Origin of the sequence: Amycolatopsis sp. NBRC 101858 (assembly GCF_030269325.1) — a bacterium.
Lineage (GTDB): Bacteria > Actinomycetota > Actinomycetes > Mycobacteriales > Pseudonocardiaceae > Amycolatopsis > Amycolatopsis ponsaeliensis.
Window position 1 is genome coordinate 1258371 of sequence record NZ_BSTD01000002.1, and the last position, 18752, is coordinate 1277122.

General features: G+C 74.8%; 7 protein-coding genes. 1 reads left to right on the forward strand and 6 read right to left on the reverse strand.

Annotation, left to right across the window (positions count from 1 at the left end; translation table 11 throughout):
- Positions 1–182 precede the first annotated feature (182 nt).
- Entirely contained in the window at positions 183–2000 is a 1818-nt protein-coding gene (locus QSK39_RS19050) for an arabinofuranosidase catalytic domain-containing protein (RefSeq protein ID WP_285479090.1), read from the forward strand.
- A 22-nt stretch (positions 2001–2022) separates the two neighbouring features.
- Here QSK39_RS19050 and QSK39_RS19055 read toward each other — a convergent pair whose 3' ends face one another.
- From QSK39_RS19055 to QSK39_RS19080, 6 genes are all read right to left on the reverse strand, one after another.
- Positions 2023–3066, reverse strand: coding sequence for an outer membrane protein assembly factor BamB family protein (locus QSK39_RS19055; protein ID WP_285479091.1), 1044 nt, complete (start codon positions 3064–3066; stop codon positions 2023–2025).
- Positions 3066–8177, reverse strand: a complete 5112-nt coding sequence (locus tag QSK39_RS19060) for a phosphotransferase (RefSeq protein WP_285479092.1) — start codon at positions 8175–8177, stop codon at positions 3066–3068. The genes QSK39_RS19055 and QSK39_RS19060 overlap by 1 nt, the downstream gene beginning before the upstream one ends.
- 284 nt (positions 8178–8461) lie before the next feature.
- Positions 8462–9394 carry a HEAT repeat domain-containing protein gene (locus QSK39_RS19065; protein ID WP_285479093.1) on the reverse strand — a complete coding sequence of 311 codons (933 nt, stop codon included), beginning with the start codon at positions 9392–9394 and terminating at the stop codon, positions 8462–8464.
- Positions 9395–9408: 14 nt separating this feature from the next.
- Positions 9409–12150, reverse strand: coding sequence for an AAA family ATPase (locus tag QSK39_RS19070; RefSeq protein WP_285479094.1), 2742 nt, complete (start codon positions 12148–12150; stop codon positions 9409–9411).
- Positions 12144–14927, reverse strand: coding sequence for an ATP-binding protein (locus QSK39_RS19075; RefSeq protein WP_285479095.1), 2784 nt, complete (start codon positions 14925–14927; stop codon positions 12144–12146). The genes QSK39_RS19070 and QSK39_RS19075 overlap by 7 nt, the downstream gene beginning before the upstream one ends.
- Before the next feature lie 700 nt (positions 14928–15627).
- Positions 15628–18471 carry a helix-turn-helix transcriptional regulator gene (locus QSK39_RS19080; protein WP_285479096.1) on the reverse strand — a complete coding sequence of 948 codons (2844 nt, stop codon included), beginning with the start codon at positions 18469–18471 and terminating at the stop codon, positions 15628–15630.
- Positions 18472–18752 lie beyond the last annotated feature (281 nt).

An 18752-nucleotide genomic window follows, 5' to 3' on the forward strand; every position in this document is an offset into this window, starting at 1 on the left:
CCGGACGGAAACCCAGTGGACTGGACCACCCGCACCTCGTGAACTGTTGACACCGGCGAGAACCCGGCCCTACCCTCCCCCCATTCCCATCCGTTCTCCCCGCATCCCCCTTCTCTCCCGGAAATACAACGTTGTAAAAATCCGCGCAGGTTGCTGACCTGCGACTTCGAGAGTGAGGTCCCGTGCCCCGCGGTCGAAAACCCCTCGCCATCCTCACCACGGCACTGCTCGTCCTCGCGGCCATGCTCGGCCTGGGCACCGGCGCCCAGGCCGCCGGTTCCCTGCCGTGCGACATCTACGGCGCCGCCGGCACCCAGTGCGTTGCCGCGCACAGCACCACGCGCGCCCTCTATTCGGCCTACGCCGGTGACCTCTACCGCGTCCAGCGCGCTTCCGACCACGCCGAAACGAACATCGGCCTGCTCGCCACCGGCGGGTACGCCAACGCCGCCGCGCAGGACTCGTTCTGCGCGGGCACGACGTGCACCATCACGGTGATCTACGACCAGTCCCCGCGCCACAACGACCTCACCGTCGAAGGCCCGGGCACCGCGGGCGGGCAGGACGTCGCCGCGATCGCGTCGGCGCTGCCGGTCACCGCGGGCGGCCACAAGGTCTACGGCGTCTACGTCTCCCCCGGCACCGGGTACCGGCACTACGTCGGCGCCGGCGTCGCGGTCAACGGCCAGCCCGAAGGCATGTACATGGTCGCCAGCGGCACGCACGTCAACGGCGGCTGCTGCTTCGACTACGGCAACGTCGAAGCGCAGATCGCCGACACCGGCAACGGCCACATGGACGCCGTCAACCTCGGCACGACGTGCTACTTCCCGCCGTGCACCGGGATCGGCCCGTGGGTCGCGGGCGACCTCGAAAACGGGCTGTTCCAAGGAAACCGCTCCAACACGGCCAACCGCGGCAACGCGACGCCGTTCGTCACCGCGCTGCTGAAGAACAACGGCCAGACCACCTTCGCGCTCAAGGGCGGCAACTCCCAGAGCGGCGGCCTCACCACCTGGTACAACGGCACGCTGCCCTCGGGCGGGTACACGCCGATGCACCAGGAGGGCTCGATCGTGCTCGGCACCGGCGGCGACAACAGCAACGCGTCCATCGGCTCGTTCTTCGAAGGCGTGATGACCGCGGGCTACCCGACCGACGCCGCGGACGACGCCGTCCAGGCCAACGTGGTCTCCGTCGGCTACTCCGGGTCCACCGGGACCCCGCCTTATGCCGCAACGGTTTCCGGCCCCGGCGGCAAGTGCCTCGACGTGGCCGGCGACGACACCGGCGGCAACGGCACCGCCGTGCAGCTGTGGGACTGCCAGGCCAACGCGTCGGACCAGCACTGGGCGCACAACGCGGACGCGTCACTGTCCACTTTGGGCCGCTGCCTCGACGTCGTCGGCAACGGCACGGCGGGCGGCGCGCTGCTGGAGCTGTGGGACTGCAACGGCGTCGGCGGCCAGAAGTGGGTGCAGCAGGCCGACGGCTCGCTGCGCAACCCGCAGTCCGGCCGCTGCCTCGACTCGCCGAACGGCGCCACCGCCAACGGCACCCGGATGCAGCTGTGGGACTGTAACAGCTCCGCGGCCCAGAAGTTCTCCGTCACCGGCGGCGGCCCGATCACCGGCCCCGGCGGCAAGTGCGTCGACGTGGCCGGCGACGACCACGGCGTGAACGGGACGGCCGTGCAGCTGTGGGACTGCCAGTCGTTCGCGGTGGACCAGCACTGGTTCCACCTCTCCGGCGGCGCGCTGCGCACCCTGGGCCGCTGCCTCGACATCACCGGCAACGGCACGGCGAACGGCGCACTGGCGGAACTGTGGGACTGCAACGGCGTCGGCGGCCAGACGTGGACGCAGCAGGCCGACGGGTCCCTGCGCAACCCGCAGTCCGGCCGCTGCCTCGACTCACCGAACGGCGCGACGGGCAACGGGACGCGGCTGCAGATCTGGGACTGCAACGGGTCCGCGGCCCAGAAGTTCCCGCTGATCTGAGCCCGGGCCCCGGGGGAGCTCGTCAGCCGAGGCTGATGAGCTCCCCCGAAACCGGGACGAGCAGATCTCCGTGCGCACCGACGGCGAGCCGGCCGGTGATCGGCCGGCCCGCCGGCCACGTGCCCCGCGGGCCGTCCTCGTCGAAGAACAGCACGTAACAGTCTTCGGCCAGGTCGAAGCCGGGCCACCCGTGGTAGGTCGTCCAGCGTTCCCACGTCGGGCTGACCGCGACGGCGACCAGCCCGTCGGTACCGGCGGCAATGCCCCGGATGTCGGCGCGCAGCCGCCGGTGCTGGACCACCGCCCCGGTCCCACCATCCACTATGGACACCGTCGGGCGCCATTCCCCGTCGTCGTCGCGCTCGGGCCAGCCGGGCAGCGCGAGCCGGCCACCGGGCAGCGGCACCGCCGGGGTACCGGGTGGCAGGTGTGCCGGCAGCGTCCGGACTTCGCCGCCCGGGTCGAGCACGACGTAGCCGGTGTGCTCCTCGCCGTGGACCGGCACGAGCACGCTGCCGTCCGGCAGGCCGACGAGGGTCCCGGCCACGTCGCCCGCGAGGGCGGCCCGCCACAGCGCGGCACCGTCCCGGTCGAACGCCCGGACCGCGGTGCGCCCGGCGACGAACACGGTGTCGTGCCAGACGAGCGGCCACGCCGGGGCGGGCACCTCGACCTCCCACCGCGGCTCCCCCGTCAGCGTCGCCGCCCGGAGCACGGGCCCGTCGGTCAGGAACACCAGCGACCCGTCCGCCAGCGCCATCGGCGCGGACCTCGGCGTCGCGCGGAGCACGCCGGTGACGGCACCGGTCCGCCGGTCCCGCAGCTCGTACCCGTCGGCGCCGGCCGTGACGAGCAGGCCGCCGTCGAGCAGCAGGCCGCCCCCGGGAGCCGACGCGTCCGCGGTCCAGCGAACCTTCGGGCCGTCCAGGGCGACCACCCCGGTTTCCGTCGCCACGAAGCACATTCCGTCCGCCGCCACCGAGATCCCGGCGACGGTCCGGCCGGGCAGCGGGACGCGCCACCGCACCTCCCCGGTGCCCGACAGCGGAACCGGCGACGTCGTCATCAGAGCCCGAACGCTTCGACGGCGAGGTCGATGTGCTGCTGCTGCACCGCATCGATGGGCGGGACCACACCCCGCACGGTCCCGGCCCGCAGGTCGTTCATCACCCGCATCAGCCAGCCGAGCGACGCCCGGGCCCGGAAGAACGCGTCCGCCTGCGGGGTCGTGCCGGTGGCGCCGGCGGCCGCGTACGCGCGGCGGAACACGGACTGCAAGGTCGCCACCTCGGCGCGGGTCAGCTTCAGGGCGACGCTGTAGTGCGCCACCTGTTGCGCGAAGACGCCGACGTCGCGCGACGGCGCGCCGATCGGGTTGCCGCGGGCGTCGATGGACAGGTGCAGCGTCGTGACGTCGATGATGGTCGTGACCCCGCTCGCCGGGTCGAAGAAGTAGTTCCCGGGGTGCGCGTCGCCGTGCACGAGCGCCGCCCCGCCCGGGTGCGCGCGGAAGCCCGCGATGAGCGCGTCGATCCGCGCCTGGAGCGCGCCCACGTCGATCCCGGCGTGGGCCAGCTGGGTGCGGAGGCCGGTCAGCTTGGTCCGGCGGTCCGCCATGTCGTCGAGGTGGCGCCGCAGGTACGCCGACGCCACGGGCCCGCCCGAGCCGCCCGGCCGGGTGTGCAGCTGGGCCAGCGTCCGCCCGATCCCGGCGACGGCCGCCTTCAGCTGCCCGAACAGCCGCCGGCGCTCCGGCCCGCTCGGGGTGGCGTCGGTCTCCTTCATCATCCCCTCGACGTCCCGGCCGCCCGCCGCGCTCGACACCACCAGGCCCGCGGCGGTCCGCCGCCGCGACGTCCGCGCGACGCCGAGCGCGGCCACCGCCCGCCCGCCGACGATCCGCACCCGGCCCAGCCGCGCGAGCGCGGACAGCTCCATCGCGAACTCCTCGCGGCTCGGGAACAGCTTCAGCACGCCGAGCAGTCTGCCGCTCGCGTCGAGGATCCGCCGCACCGGCGCGCCGGAGAACCCGCCGCCGACCGCCACCAGCCGCACCTCCCCGGGGGCGTTGACCGACAGAGCGGCGAACCGCGCCAGCGCGTCACCCGCGGTCGGCACCACCGGCAGCGAGCTCAGCAGCCGGTCCAGCGCGGCCGGGTCGACGCCCCCGGCCGGCGTCCGGGTCCCCGCCGCCCGCTTGGTCGCCTGGCTGGTCCGGAACCGCTCGCGGGCCCGGGCCGTCGCCGTCCGGGCGCCCTTCTCGTCGAGCACGTGCTGCCGTCCCTCCGGGAGCGCGGTGCCGTCGGCCAGCAGCTCCCGGAAGTACCCGGGCACCGGCATGTCCAGGATCTTCGTGGGGTCGTCGCCCCAGTCCATCGCGTGGAACTTCAGCTCGATGGAGCGGCGGGTGGACCGCATGATCCGGCGCACCGTCGGCAGCTCGGTTTCGAGGAGCACCGAGGAGGCCAGGAACTGCCGCACGAAGATGTGGATCTCCTTGCGCAGGCTGCCGGCGTACCGCCGGGAGAACACCATCCACAGCGGGCGCACCAGGGACCAGTCGTCGAGCAGGGTCAGGCCCTTCGTGACGTTGTAGAACTCCTGCGTCTCCAGCGCGGCGAACCCGAGGCCGGCCGCGTACTCGCTGATGTCTTCGCCCTTCGACCAGAGCGCGCCCTGGCCCGGCGCGATCCGCATGCTGTGCATCAGTGCTTCCGCCACGACCTCGAAGTTGGCCGGCTTCCCGTCGCGCAGGCCCTCGATGAGCAGTTTCCAGAGGGCGGCGGCGGTCGCGGCCGGGAGGTGGATGGTCGCCGCGCCCGCCATCCACCTGGCGCGCTCCGGGTGTTTGGCGGGGTCCTTGAGGTCGTCCCCGGTCAGGTGGACGAAGCTGTAGACCGCGCGGCCGTCCGTGATCGTCTTGGTGAGCTTGCCCGCGGTGACCCACTTCTCGGCGTACTTGCGCGCCTGCGTCGCACTGAGCCCGAGGACCTTCTTCAGCCCGGGCACGGTGGCGCCCTTCGGGTCCCGCCGGTCGTCGACCGCGAAGTCGAGGCTGTCCTTGGGATCCGGCCTCTTGTAGGCCTTCCGCGCCTCGGAGAGGTAGCGGTCGTTCGCGAGGTGCTCGAACTTGGCGCGCGGGTTGATCGCGCCGTCGAAGACGAACAGCACCGCCTCGCCGGTGCCCGGCCGGGTGGCCACGGTCAGCGCGGTCAGCCGGTACCGGGACCGGATCGCGGGCAGCCCGCGCCGCACGGCGTCCTGGTCGCCGGACACGCGGTCGGCCAGCCGGCCGGCCTCGTGCAGCGCGGCCATGAGCGTCCGGCGGAGCTTCGCGTCGTCTTTCTGCGGGCGGCCGGCGGGGCGAGGACGGCGTGGCCGGGCGGGCCGGTGGTCGTCCGGCCGCCCGCGCACGGGCCGGCGCGGCTTCGGCTTGATCTTGGCCCAGAGCTTCTTGACCAGCCCGGCGATCTTGTCGATGACCCAGTCGATCGCGCGGGTCACCGGCCGGGAGAGCTTCTGGAAGATCTGGCGGACTTTCCCCGCGATGCCGCCGATGCCGAGCAGCGCGGCGAGCGCGCCGATGAGAACCGGGACGGCGCGGGCCAGCGCGCGTTCGACCAGCGCGGGCACACCGCCGGTGCCGCCGCGGGCGATCGCGAGGACGGCGTCCAGCACGGCGTTGACGAAGTCGATGATCTGCCGGGCGTTCAGCACGACGAACCGGACGATGTCGATGATCATCTTGCAGGCGCGGATGAACGCCGACGCCGGGTTGAACAGCGACAGGATCCAGGTGATGCCGGCGATGACGATCGTCGGCAGCAGGTACGACACCAGGTCGTCGATCAGGGTTTTCTTCAGGTCGCCGACGCGGGTCTTGACGTCGTCGACGACGCCGAGGATCCCCCGCCGCTTGACCTGCACGAGGATCGGGACGGAGACCTCGGCGGCGACGACGGCCTTCTCCGGCACCTTGCGCACCAGCCGGGACCGGATGTTCGGCCACGAGATGCCGAGCAGCGTCGCGATCAGCACCAGGATGCCGGCGATGTCGAACGTCGTCGGCAGCTGGAGCCCGGCGGTGGCGGCGGTGCCCAGCAGCCACGCCAGCACGCCCTGTTCCAGGTGCTTGCCCGCGTTGCGGATGAACAGCTTCAGCCCGCCGCCGACGCCGGTGACCAGGTTGCCGAGGAACCCGATCGGGTCCTTCAGGATCGCGCCGATCGCGCTGACCGCCTTGGCCAGCACGCCCAGCAGCATCCGGCCGAGCTCGACGATCGCCTTGATCGCGCCACCGATCGCGTCCGCCGCCTTCGCGACCAGTCCCTTGTTCTTCTCCTTCTCGGCGGCGATCTCGCCGTCGACGGCCTCGACCGCTTCGGTGTACTTCGTGGCGAGCGTGTCGACGAGCTCGGTGCCCTTGTCGTCGACGGTGTCCTTCAGCTCTTCGAACCGGGCGGCGAAGTCGTCGGCCGCCTCGCGCCCGATCGCCTTCAGGTCGGCCGGGAGCGCGTCCACGGCGGCCTGGAGCTCCCCGCGGCCGGTGCCGATGCGGTCCTTGGCGCGGCGCAGCTCCCGTTCCACCAGGTCGGCGATGTCGGTGATGATCAGGCCCATCGCGGTCAGGTAGTGGTCCTTCGCGACCTCGTAGATGCGGTTGGCTTCCTCCGGCAGGCCCGCGAACAGGTCGCGGCCCCACTTGATCCAGCCGTCCCAGCCGCCGTAGCGCTCGTCCTTGTAGCGGCTCATCCCGTCTTCGTGCTCCTGGGTGAACCGGTCCCGGGCGCGCTTTTCCTTGGTGGTGAACTCGTCGTCGACCTTCTCGTCCAGGTCGGTGAGGATCTGCTCGACGTCGCCCTTGGTCCGGTCGAAGACCTTCTGCAGGAGGTCGGTGACCTCCTTGCGCTTGTCCTCGTCGGTCTTCTTGGTGCCGGTTTTCCTGGTGCCGACCAGCTTGCCGGTGGCCACCCGCGTCGCCTGGATGCCCGCCATGGTCGCGGAGCCGCGGGCGGCCGCGCCGGCCTTCACCTCGCCGACCTCGCGGTGCTCGTCGGCGCGCAGCTTCTTCGGCGCCGTCTCCGAGTGCGCGTCCATGGCCTTCTTGTCCCGGACGGCCTTGTCGAACCCCGGCTCACGCGAGTTCTCGAACGTCAGCTGCTGTTCGGTGACGTTCGCGGCGGCCAGCTGCTTGTCGACCTGCGCGGGACCGGCGGACAGGTCCGTGGCGGACGGCGGAAGGGTGTCGGGGGCGGCCTGGGCCGGGTTCGGCGGGCCGGGCTTGGCGGGCACCCGGTCCGGCGCCATCGGGACGACCCGCTTGGCGTCCGGCGCGGGTTCCGGCGGCGCCGCGGTCGTGTCGGCGATCTCCCGGGCCGAGGCGTCCTTGCCGTCGCCGACCTTGTCCTGGACCTCGGTCTTGATCTGCCCGGCCTTGTCCGACTTCCCGAACTTGTCGGCCTCGTCGAGGTTCTTGGGTGCCTTGTCGGCAACCGCTTTCTTGACCGCGTCGACGAACGCCTTCTTGTCGAACTCCTTGGGCTGTGCGGCAGCCATGTCCTCGGCGTGCGCCGCCTTGCCCCGGGCCTCCTGGTCGTCGGCCGGCGCGACGGCGGCCGCCTGCGCCGAACCCGCCTCCGCCGTCGCGGGCGGATGACTGCTCCCGACGGCCTTCTTCTTGGTGGCGACGTCCTTCTTCAGCGCCTGGAACTTCGGGTCGGCGCCCGGCGAGCGGGGTCCCGCCGCCTTCTCCCCGGGCGCCCGCTCGGCCGGACTCTCCACTGTGGACTTGTCCGGCTCGGCCTTCCGCTCCGCCGCGGCCGGTTTCGCCTTCGGCGCAACGGGAGCCGGGGGTATCTTCCCGGCCGCAACCGGCACCGGCCGGGCGGGCGGCACCGGTAGTCCCCGGCTCGCGACGACCTGGTTCCCGACCAGCTGCTGCCCGGTCAGCAGCTGCCGGGCGGCCCACGAACCCGGGGTCGGTTCCTTCCCCGGCGGCAGCCCGCCCATGACCGCCGACACGGCGGCGTTGCCCACGACGGCCTGCGCGCGCACGACATCCGCCGGCCCGGGGTCCAGGGCCCCGCGCGTCTCCGGCCGTCGCGGCGGCCCCACGGACGTCACCGCGGTCGACACGGCAGGCGGCCGCGGACCGCGGACCTTCATCGGGACGGGCATCGAACCCGAGAATGACAGAGGCGGCGAGGCCCGGACGTCACCGCGACGTCACCAGGGCGTTCACGCCGTCAGGATGGCAAGGACACCCTCGACCTCCGCGCGCGCATGCCCCTCGACCGTGACAAGCAATTCCCGCAACGGCCCGACCACCCGGCGCACGCCACCACGGCGCTCACCCCGTCAAGATGGCAAGGACACCCTCGACCTCCGCGCGCGCATGCCCTTCGACCGTCACGAGCAATTCCCGCAACGGCCCGACCACCCGGCGCACGCCACCACGGCGCTCACCCCGTCAGGGTGGCGAGGACGCCCTCGATCTCCGTTCGTGCGTGCCCTTCGGCCGTCACGAGCAGTTCCCGCAACGGCCCGACCGCCCGGCGCACCTCCAGCGCGCCCGCGGCCCGGACCGCGCGGCGGTCGGCGTGCAGGCGCAGCAGTACGAGGTTCTCGACGAGCGTGCGTTCGCGTCCGGTCAGTGTCTCCAGCCCCTGCGTGCGGAACTCCGGCCGGGCGCTGTCGATGCTGTCGGCGAACCGGCGCACCGCCTTGGTATCGCAGCGCCAGGTCAGGCCCAGGTCGTCGGCCGTCTCCCCCGCTTCCCACCGGGCGACGATCTCGCGCAGTTCGGTCAGTGCCTCGGTCCGCACGGTCGTCAGCGACGACAGCAGCCGGCCGGCGGCGCTCATGAGCACCTCGCCCCACAGCACTTCGTCGCCGTCCAGCCCGACGAGGGTGAGCAGCGTGTCCGTCGCCTCGGACCGCGCGGTCGGGTCCGGGTCCGCCGCCATCACCTCGTAGACGATTTCCCGGTCGGGCTCGGGGAACTCGGCCAGCAGCCGGACGGCGGCGCCCCGGTCGTAGCCGGTGCCGGCGTGCGTGCGCAGCAACCGGATCATGGCGGCCTCGCCGGCGAGATCGTCGAGCTGCAGCAACGCCCGCGCGGCGGCCACCCGCGTGGCCGGCGGCGCTCCATCGGAGGTCGCCTCGACGAGCGCCGGGATGGCGCGGAAGCAGTCGGCCTCGGCCAGCGCGGCGGCGGCGCGGCCGTCACCGGTGGCGAGCTTCGCGACGAGGATGTCCTCCGCCTCGAGCCGTTCTTCGCCGACGAGGTCGAAGATCGCGCCGACGCCGGGGATCTCGTCGAGCGAGTCCTTCGTGAGCCCGACGGGGGTGGTGACCCCGGCCAGGAACCGCTCGAACGCGGCGGAACGCGCCATCCGGCACACGGTAGTCACCCGGCGCGCGGGTCCGCCAGGTCGTGGTGACCGGGCGCCGGGGCCGCCCCCGTCACCAGCTCCGCCCGCCCCTTGATCCGCAGCTTCCGGTAGGCACTGGTCAAATGCTTCTCGACGGCTCGGATCGTGACCCCCAGCTCGGCCGCGATGTCGCGGTTGCGGCCGCCGCGGGCCACCAGCTCCACGATGCGCTGCTCCGTCGTCGTCAGCGCCGGGTCGGAGGCGAAGCCGCGGCCGGCCGCGTTCTCGCCCGGTGCCGGGTCGGGCAGGTCGCACAGCAACCGCAACCGGCGGCCCCGGCGGAGGTGGTCCTCCGCGTCGGGGACGCCGGGGCGGCGGCCGAGGGCGATCAGGGACTTGGCCAGCTCCAGCCGGTCCCCCGACGTCGCCAGGGCCGCCACCGACTCGTGCAGCAGCCGGATCCCCGGGGGCCCGGCCGCCAGCGCCGCCCGGGCCCGCAGCGCCCGGCCGAGCGCCGCCGGGGCGCCCCAGCGCTGCGCGTGCTCGTACTCCTGCTCGACCAGGTCCACGGCGGGCCCGCGCCGGCCGGCCCGGCTGTGCAGGGTCGCGGCCAGCAGCCGCCACGGGTACCACGCCACGTTGGTCCGGCCGGCGCGGCTCACCTGGCGGCCGTAGTCCTCGACGTACTCGATCGCCGTGGGCAGGTCGCCGGTGGTCACCGCCACCGCGCCGTGGACCATCGACAGCTCCCACGGCGCAAGCCGCGCGCCGCCGGCGGCCGCCCGGGCCCGGATCGCCAGCTCGTCGTCACGCAGCTCGATCGCCAAGCGCGCCAACAGGACCACGCAGTCGGTGACCACCGCGGTCCAGTCCGGCGCGGCGTGCTCGAGCGCTTCGAGCGCGCGGTCCCTGGCCCGCACCGGGCCGCCGGTCGCGGCCCACAGTTTCGCCTGGTTCGTCCACGCCTGCAGCGCCGCCAGCCCGGGCTCGTCCGCGCCGGGCTCCGCCGCCGCCTGCAACCACGACTCCAGGCCCTCGGTGGCGTCGGCCGCCACCAGCACCGCCGTCACCAGCGGCAGCACTGTGAACATCTGGGCGGGACCGCCGGGTTCGCGGTCGAGGACCCGGTGGGCGAGGCCGGCGGCCGCCCGCCGCGGGACCGTCTCGGCCTGCGTCGCCGCGTGCAGGAGCGCGACCACGAGCTCGCGCTGCCCCGGACCGGCCGGTGCCGGGTCCGGGCCGAGGCGGCGCAGCCGGTCGGCCGCCGCCGTGAACGTGCTCGCGTTGTCCTGGCCGTGCAGCCAGAGCCGGGCCTCCAGCCGCGCCCGGAGATCCTCCTCGCCGCCGTTCGCCGCGAGTTCGACGAGGGTGCCGCGCAGCAGCTCGGTTTCCTCGCGGCTGCGCGCGGTCGCGAGCGCGGGGACGCGGCAGAGCAGGTCGGCCCGCTCGGCCGGGGTCCGCAGCAGGGGAAGCGCTTGCTGGAGGTGCCGGGTCGTGGCGCCGGGGTCGCGCCCGCGCTCGGCCGCGACGAGGTCGGCAAGCAGCACACCGCGTTCGGACGTCGTGTACAGCAGGGCGTGCCGCAGGTACTGGGCCGCCTGCTCGGCCTCGCCCCGGTCGGCCGCCGCCGCGGCCGCGCCGCGCAGCACCTCGGTCCCCCACGGCGCCGGTTCGGCGGTCGTCGCGAGCAGTTCCCGCGCGATGCGCTCCAGCGGCGCGCCGTCGGTGTAGAGCACCTCGGCCGCGCGCAGCCGCAGCTCGTCCTGTTCGGACACGGTCATGGTGCCCGCGACGGCTTCGGCGATCCGGGCCCCGGCGAACCGGACGCCGTCGGCGGCCAGCAAACCCAGGCGCCGCAACGCTCCGGCGGCCTCGTCGAGGTCCGCCGGGTCGAGCCCGCTGAGCCGCCCGAGCGCGGCGGCGTCGCCGGGCTCGCCGAACGACGTCAAGGCTCGCGCCAGCTCCGCCACCCGGGGCGGCTGGGCGCGCAGGCACCGGGCGATGTGGTGCGACGGGCCGGTCGGCCGCAGCGCCAGCACCTCGGCGAGGTGCCCGTCGGCCGGATCGAGGTCCTCGGCGAGCATCGCGTCCGCCAGCGCGCCCAGGAACATCGGGCTGCCGCCGGTGACTTCGCGGCACGCGACCGCGAGGCGTTCGCCGGCCGGTTCACCGCAGTGGCGGCCGAGGAACGCCCGCGTCCCCTCCGGCGACAGCGGCCCCGGCTGCAGGACGACGGCCGCCGCGCGCACGAGGTCGCCGACCACCGGGCGGTCGGCACCGGCGTCGCCGTCGAGCACGGTGGCCACGACGACCAGCGGCACCGCCCGCAGCCGGTTGACCAGGTGGGCCAGCCAGCCCAGCGACTCGGCGTCGGACCACTGCAGGTCGTCCACGAGCAGCGCCACCGGCCGGTCCGCGGCGACTTCGGCGACCAGCACCCACAAGCGGTGCAGCAGGGCGTGCCGGCCCGCCGCGAGTGCCGCCGCGTCGGGCGGGCTCACCAGGCTCAGCTCCGCGGGCAGCTCCCGGCCTTCGGCCACCAGCGGCTCCAGCAGCTGCCGGGCGACCCCGTGCGGGAAGCGGCGCTCCGTGGGCGCGGCGGACGCGCGCAGCACCCGCGTGCCGTTCTTCCCGGCGAGCCCGGCCGCGGCGTGCAGGAGCGCCGACCGGCCGCAGCCGAGCCGCCCGCCGATCACCGCCAGCGCACCGGTGCCCCGGCTGCCGGCCGCCAGGAGGTCGGCCAGCACCGCCAGCTCGGCGTCGCGCTCGATCAGCATGGCGTCCCGAACTCCCCGTCCTCCAGCGCGAACAACGCCCGCAGCTCGGCGCGCCCGGTGACGCCGAAGTGCCGGTAGATCCGGGTGAGCCGCACCTCGACCGCCCGCTTGCCGACCGTCAGCCGCCGGGCGATCTCCGCGTTCGGCAGCCCCTGCACCACCATGTCCACGACCTGCGCCGAGGTTTCCGACAGGGCTTGGCGCTTGCGGTCCGCGCGCTGGGCCGAGCCCGCCGGGCGGGGCTGCGCGGCGAGCCGGGCCGTCAGGTCGCGCACCCGCGCCGACTGGCCGTCGAGCCGGTAGGCCTTCACCAGGCGCCCGGCCTCGTGCAGCAGACCGGACACCCCGGCCGGCTGGCCCGCGTCGAGCTGCGCCTCGGCGAGCCGCAGCACCGCGGTGACGTACCAGATCCGCTCCGGCGAGTCCCGCAGCGATTCGACCGCGCGGGTCAGCCGGAACGACGCGCTCCCCGCGGGCAGCGCGATGCCGGCGAACAGGTGCGTCAGCCCGGTCGCGGTCCGGGTTCCCCACGCCCTGGCCAGTTCCCACTCGGCCGTGACCAGTTCTTCCGCGGCCTCCGGGTGGCCGAGGTCGCGCTGGGCGACGCCGGCGAGCGACCGCCAGGGCAGCAGGGCCGGGTTGACCCAGCCCCGGCTCAGCAGGATCCGGCCGCACTCCTGGAAGTGGTGCAGCGCGGCCTGCGGGCGCTGCCCGGTCCAGTCGAGCAGGCCGCGGGCGAACAGCAGCTGCGTGTCCAGGTGGTGGCGGCCCCGGCGCGCCGCCGTCCCCCGCGCCAGGGTCGCGGCCGCCCGCTCGGCGGCGTCCCGGTCGCCGCGGGCCAGGCCGAGCAGGATCCGCAAGCCCAGCAACGCGCGGGCCATCGGCGGCGGCCACCGGGTGAGCGGGTAGCCCTCGATCGCGGCCTCGGCGTCGGCTTCGGCGGCCGGGACGCGCCCTCGCCGCAGGCTGAGCCGGCCGCGGGAGAGCAGCGCCAGCGCGGCCGCGGCCCGTGATCCCCGGCGGCGCGCGTCGGCGAGCACCCCGTCCAGGCCTTCGGCCGCTTCCAGCGGGTCGTCGGTGGCCATGAGCGTCCAGGCGGCGGCGATCCGCGGCGCGTAGAGGCGGGTGCCGCCCCGGCCGGGCGAAAGCGCGACCCTGGCCAGTTTCCGCGCCCGCCGCGGGTCCGTGCCCCGGGTCGCGGTGAGCCAGGCGGCGGCGCCCGCGCGGTCGGGGTCGAGGCGGTCCTCGGCGTAGGCCGCGGCCGGGATGCCGACCGCGGGCACGCCGTCCGGGGAATCGGTGGCGAGCCAGTGCAGTGCGGCCAGGGAACCGAGATCGGGTGCATCGGTGCCCGCGGCGAGCCCGGTGAGCAGGCCGGCCGCGCGTTCCGGGGCGCAGCGCGTGACGAGCAGGTCCGCGGCGGCCAGCCGTTCGCACAGCAGCCGGTCGGTGGTCGCGGTCAGGGCCGCGCGAGCGAGCCGCACCTCGCCGGTGTGCGGGGCCGCACCGTCGGCGGCGGCGAGTTCGAGCGTGAGCTGCGCGCGGGTGGTGTCCGCGAGCGGTTCGCGCAGGGCGCGCCGGTAGTACGGGGCAGCTTCGCCCGCCTGGCCGGCGGCACTCCGCGCGGCGGTGAGGAGTGCGTCGAGCGCCCACCGGGTCCCGGTCGGCCCGGCGCCGAGCAGCAGGCGGGCGACGTCCTCTTCCGGCAGGGCGCACCGGTGCGCCAGTTCCGCGGCGGCGCCGTACAGTTCGGCGCGTTCGGCGCGGGTCATGCCCGCGAGGACCCAGGTGGCGATCCCGGGGTCGGCGCACCGGCCGCGTCCCGGCACGAGCCCGATGCCGACGAGCACCCGCCAGGCGCGCGCGGGCGACAGCGTCTGCCGACCCGCGAGCGGCCCGAGCTGTTCCGGGGAAAGCAGGTGCCCCGCGACGACGAAGGCGCGCAGCAGCCGGCGCAGGTCGTCGGGGAGCCGGCCGAGCAACCCGAGCATCTGGTCGCGGCGCGCGTCGGCGGCCAGCCGGTCCGGCCGCGCGCCCGGCTCGGGATCGGTCCGGCAGTGGTCGAGCACGACGCGGACGAGGGCGGGGTTGCCCCCGGTGGCGGCGTGCAGTTCGGTGACGAAGTCCTCCCCGCCGGGCCCGGCCCCGTGGGCGCGCACGACCTCGGCGACCCCGGACCGGCTCAGCGGCCGCAGCCGCACGACGTGGGTGGCGTGCCAGTTGAGGCCGGAAAGCTGCCACGGTTCGGCGGTTTCCTGGTCGAAGAACGGCAGGACGACCCCGGCGCCGGTGATGACGACGAGGAGCGGAACCTGCCACAGCCGCCGCAGCAGCGCGCCGAGCCAGGCTTTGGAGCTGTCGTCCATGAGGTGGGCGTCATCGAGCAGCAGCAGAACCGGCCGCCGCCGCGCGGCCTCGACGAAGGGGTGCCAGAGTTCGGGAGATCCTTCGTCGAGCGCACCGGTGGCGAGCAGTTCACCGAGGGCGCGGGCCACGGTCCGATCGGGCAAGGCGGAGGCGAGCTGCGAGACAACACCGAACCGCAGCGCGGACTCGGTCAGCGAGCCCCGGGCGCTGAGCACCTGGATCGGCCGGTCTTTGCCCCGCGTGGCGAGCAGCGAGAGCAGACTGGTGCGGCCGGTACCGGGCAGTCCGGTGACGACGGCGATGCCGGAGTTGCCTTGTTCGAGCTCGGTGAGCAGGCCGGTGAGCAGGGCGGTTTCGCTGACCCGCTCGGCGAGGAGGTCAGTACCGGAGGTCCCGGCGAGCACGGTCATCCCACGCACCGGCCGGCCGGAGTCCACATCGGACGGAGGTGGAGCGGGTAGGTGGCGTGCGCGGTAGGCGGCGCGAGGGAATCGCTTCCGGCGCAGGCCGGGCGGCCACCGGCGGCCCCGGCTCGGAGCGACCGCAGGGCAAGGCGCTTTCCAACGCCGGCCATCCCGCGCGCCCCGCGACCAGGCGAGCCCAGCCCGGCGCCTCCGGCGCCGGCCGGGCTCGCGAGCCGCCCAACGAAGTCGCTTCCAGCGCCAACCGGCTCACTCCGAGCAAGGCTTGCGCCGCGACCCGCCCAGCCACCTCTCTCACCACCGCGCCGACAGCCAGCTGGCCGGGCCCCCGGCGCGGGGCACCCGGGGGCCGCTGCTCCGGCCGACCGCACGGCAAAACCCCTTCCCCCGCCGGCGATCCCGCGCCCCGCGCGACCAGGCCGCTCCAACCCGGCGCCTCCGGCGCCGGAGGGGTTCGCGAGCCGCACAACGAAATCGCTTCCGGCGCCGACCATCTCGCGCCGAGCAGGGCTTGTGCCGCGACCCGCCCAGCCCCTTCTCCCGCCACCCGGCCGGGCCCCCAGCACAGAGCGCCCGCGAGCCGCAGCTCCGGCCGACCGCACGGCAAGACCCCTTCCCCCGCCGGCGACCCCGCGCCCCGCGCGACCCAGCCCGGCGCCGCCAAGCCCGAAACCTCTTCCGCTGTCCCTCATACCGCGTCCCGGCGGGACAGGGCTGCGGCCAGGTCCGGGCGGCCCGCGATGCTCAACTTCTTGTACACGCTCGTCAAATGCATCTCCACCGTGCGGACCGTCACGAACAGCGCCTCCGCTATCGCGCGGTTGCCGTCGCCCCCGGCCGCCAGCTCCGCGACCCTTCGCTCGCTGCCCGTCAACGTGTCGAGCGCCGAGCCTCCCTGGGGGCCCGGGCGGCCGCCGGCCGCGAGGAGTGCCGTGCGGGCCGCGTCGAGGAGGCGGCGGTCGCCCGTTCGGGTGCATCCGTCGACCGCTCGGCGCAAGTGCTCGCGCGCGCCTCGGCGGTCGTCGCGGGCCAGCAGTGCCCGGCCCAGCAGGTACTCCGCGCGCTGGTGTTCGCGCAGGCCCGGGCCGCCCTCGAACGTCCGGACCGCCTCGGTCAGCAGGTCGACGCCCGCCGCGCCGGACGTCGTGACGCCCGCCGCCAGCAGGCCCATGCCCACCGCCCGGGGCGTGCCCCAGCGCTCGGCGAGCGCCTGGCCGTGCTCGGCCAGCTCGCGGCCCTCCGAAAACCGGCCGAGCTCGGCCAGCAGGCACGCGCCTTCCAGCCACCACGGCGCGAACACCGGGTTCGCCATCCCGGCCCCGCTCAAGCTCTCCCCGCACCGGCGCAGATGTTCCAGGGCACCCGCAGCATCACCCAGGCCCGCACGCGCCGCCGCGCGCGCCATGAGGTACCAGTGGTACTCCAGGGCGAACCGGTCGAGCCGGGGACGGGTGATGCCGTCGAGCAGTTCCTCCGCACGGGCCGCCTCGCCGCGCGGGGCCAGCACCGTCGCCAGCGCGATCCGCGGCATCGTCGTGGTCTCGCCCCACGATTCCTGGTGGGCGAGGTCGTAGCTGACCTGCGCGTCCGCCCCGGCCTCCGTCAGATCCCCGGCCCAGTGCCAGAACATCGCCCGCGTGCACTGCGCGAGGCAGTACGTCCACGCGTCCCCGGCGCCGCTCGCGTGCTCGATCAGCCGGCCCAGCGCGTCCTGCGCCGGCTTCAGCTCGTCGGCCAGCTGGAGCGCGAGACCCGCACCCAGCGCCGCCCAGCCGCCCAGCCCGGCGGGGTCGACGCGCAGGGCGCGGGTCGCCTCCGCGGCCGCCGTCACCGCCGAATCGCCTTCCAGTGCCCGCGCCGCCGCGCGCATCCCGAGCAGCTGGCACTCGGCCGGATCGTCGCCGGCCGGCGTGGGCTGCTCGCGGACGCGGGCGAGCGCCGCGGGGACCGTGCCCTTCTCGTCGAGCCCGGTGATCAGCGCCATCGACTCGACGAGCGTGCGCAGCCCCGCGTCGGCGACCGACCGCGGTTCGCCGAGCCGGGCGTCCAGCTCGCCGGCCACGTCGCGCAACACCGTCACCGCCTCCGGCGCGCGTTGGACGGCCAGGGCCACCATGCCGAGCCGGACGGCGATCCGCGCCCGCTCCCGCACGTCACCCGCCAGCCCGCGGGCCCGCTCCAGCAAGTCGAACGCGGCGACCGGGTCCGCCGGCGCCAGCGCGGCCGCCAGCTCCAGCAGCAGGCCGACGTCGGCAGGCTCGAACGCCAAGGCCAGCTTCAGGTACTTCGCGGCGGTGCCGGGCGCGCCACGGCCGGTGGCACTCTTGGCCGCCTCCCGCATGATGCCGGCCATCCACCCCTCGTCCAGCTCCGGCAGCAGGAGCAGGTGCCCCGCCACCTCCTCGGCCGGCCGGCCGGCGTCGCTGAGCAGCCGCGCGGCCCGCCGGTGCCAGCGGGCGGGCTCGCCGGCGCCCCCGGCGTCGAGGATCGCCGCCCGGACCAGCTCGTGCACGAACTCCCGGGTGCCGTCGAGCAGGATTTCGTGCGCCTGCAACGTTTCCAGGGCCGTCGACACGACGGCGGCGGGCACTTCGGCGAGCTTGGCGAGCAGGCCCGGTTCGTCGTCGCCGAGCACCGCGACGGCCATCGCGACCGCCCGGGTGGGCGCCGAGAGCCGGTCGAGCGTCGAGGTCGCCAGGACGGCGCGGCCCGAGCCCGCGACCGAGGACAGCGAGAGCGGCTCGCCGCCGGTCCGCGCCCGGGCCAGCTCGCCGAGCATCCGGCGCAGCAGCAACGGGTTCCCGCCGGTCTCGTCGAAGCACGTGCGGGCGAACAGCCCGTCCGCCGTGGCCAGCGGTTCCGGGATCAGCTCGGCCACCGCGTCGAGCGGCAGCGGGCCGAGGTCGAGGGTCCGCGTGTCGTGCGCACCCGCGATCTCCGCGAGAGTCCCGTCCGCCGAGATCGCCGTGCCGCTCCGCTGCGCCAGCACGACGAGCAGCGGGAGATCACCGGCCCGGCGCACCAGGAACTCCAGCCAGCGCAGCGAACTCTCGTCGCACCACTGCACGTCGTCCACGACGAGGATCAGCGGCCCCGGCGTCGCGAGCGTGGCGGCCAGCCAGTACAGCCCGTGCTGCACGGCGTAGGAGCTCACGGCGAGCGGTTCCGCGACCGCGTCCGTGGTCAGCGCGTGCCGGGCGAACCGGGCGCTGCCCTGCAGCAGGGACTCGCCCGCTTCCCCGGTCAACCCCAAGGGGGCGAACAGGTCCCGCACGACGCCGTACGCGGTGTTCGCGTCCTTCCGCACCGCCGCGGCCGTCAGGATCCGGCCCGGCTCCGGCAGGTCGGCCGCCGCGTCGTGCAGGGCCGCGGCGAGGAGGCTGGTCTTGCCGATCCCCGCCGGGCCGCGCACGAGCAGGGCGTGGCCGTGGCCGTCCCCGGCGTACCGCCTGCTCTCGATGAAGCGGTCGAGTTCTCGCCGACGCCCCACCAGCCTGGCCGGCGGTGCGGGGAACGGGATCCGGGAAGACAAGTGCCACCTACCGTTTCCGCTGCGCGGGCCCACCCGGGCGAGCGAAGACCGCTCCACTGGGTGCGCCTGCTGCGACAGTCCGTGATCGATCTCCAAGAAATCACAAGGCCGTCACGCGGACAAGGGGCAGCACGGGCGAATCAGGCGAAGCCGGGTAACCGCGGGCAAGAACCCTGCCCCGGACGGGCAGGAAATGTATTTGAAATTCTTTCGCCTTTCACTTTTTGGTCACCCGACCGGAAACCACCGCCCTACCCCAGCGTAGTCCGCTGAACGGGGCA

What these genes read in the sequence shown, in the direction of transcription:
- QSK39_RS19070 (WP_285479094.1), bottom strand. Translation starts at nt 12,150, where the DNA reads ATGCTGATCGAGCGCGACGCCGAGCTGGCGGTGCTGGCCGACCTCCTG.
- QSK39_RS19075 (WP_285479095.1), bottom strand. Translation starts at nt 14,927, where the DNA reads ATGACCGTGCTCGCCGGGACCTCCGGTACTGACCTCCTCGCCGAGCGG.
- QSK39_RS19055 (WP_285479091.1), bottom strand. Translation starts at nt 3,066, where the DNA reads ATGACGACGTCGCCGGTTCCGCTGTCGGGCACCGGGGAGGTGCGGTGG.
- QSK39_RS19065 (WP_285479093.1), bottom strand. Translation starts at nt 9,394, where the DNA reads ATGGCGCGTTCCGCCGCGTTCGAGCGGTTCCTGGCCGGGGTCACCACC.
- QSK39_RS19060 (WP_285479092.1), bottom strand. Translation starts at nt 8,177, where the DNA reads ATGCCCGTCCCGATGAAGGTCCGCGGTCCGCGGCCGCCTGCCGTGTCG.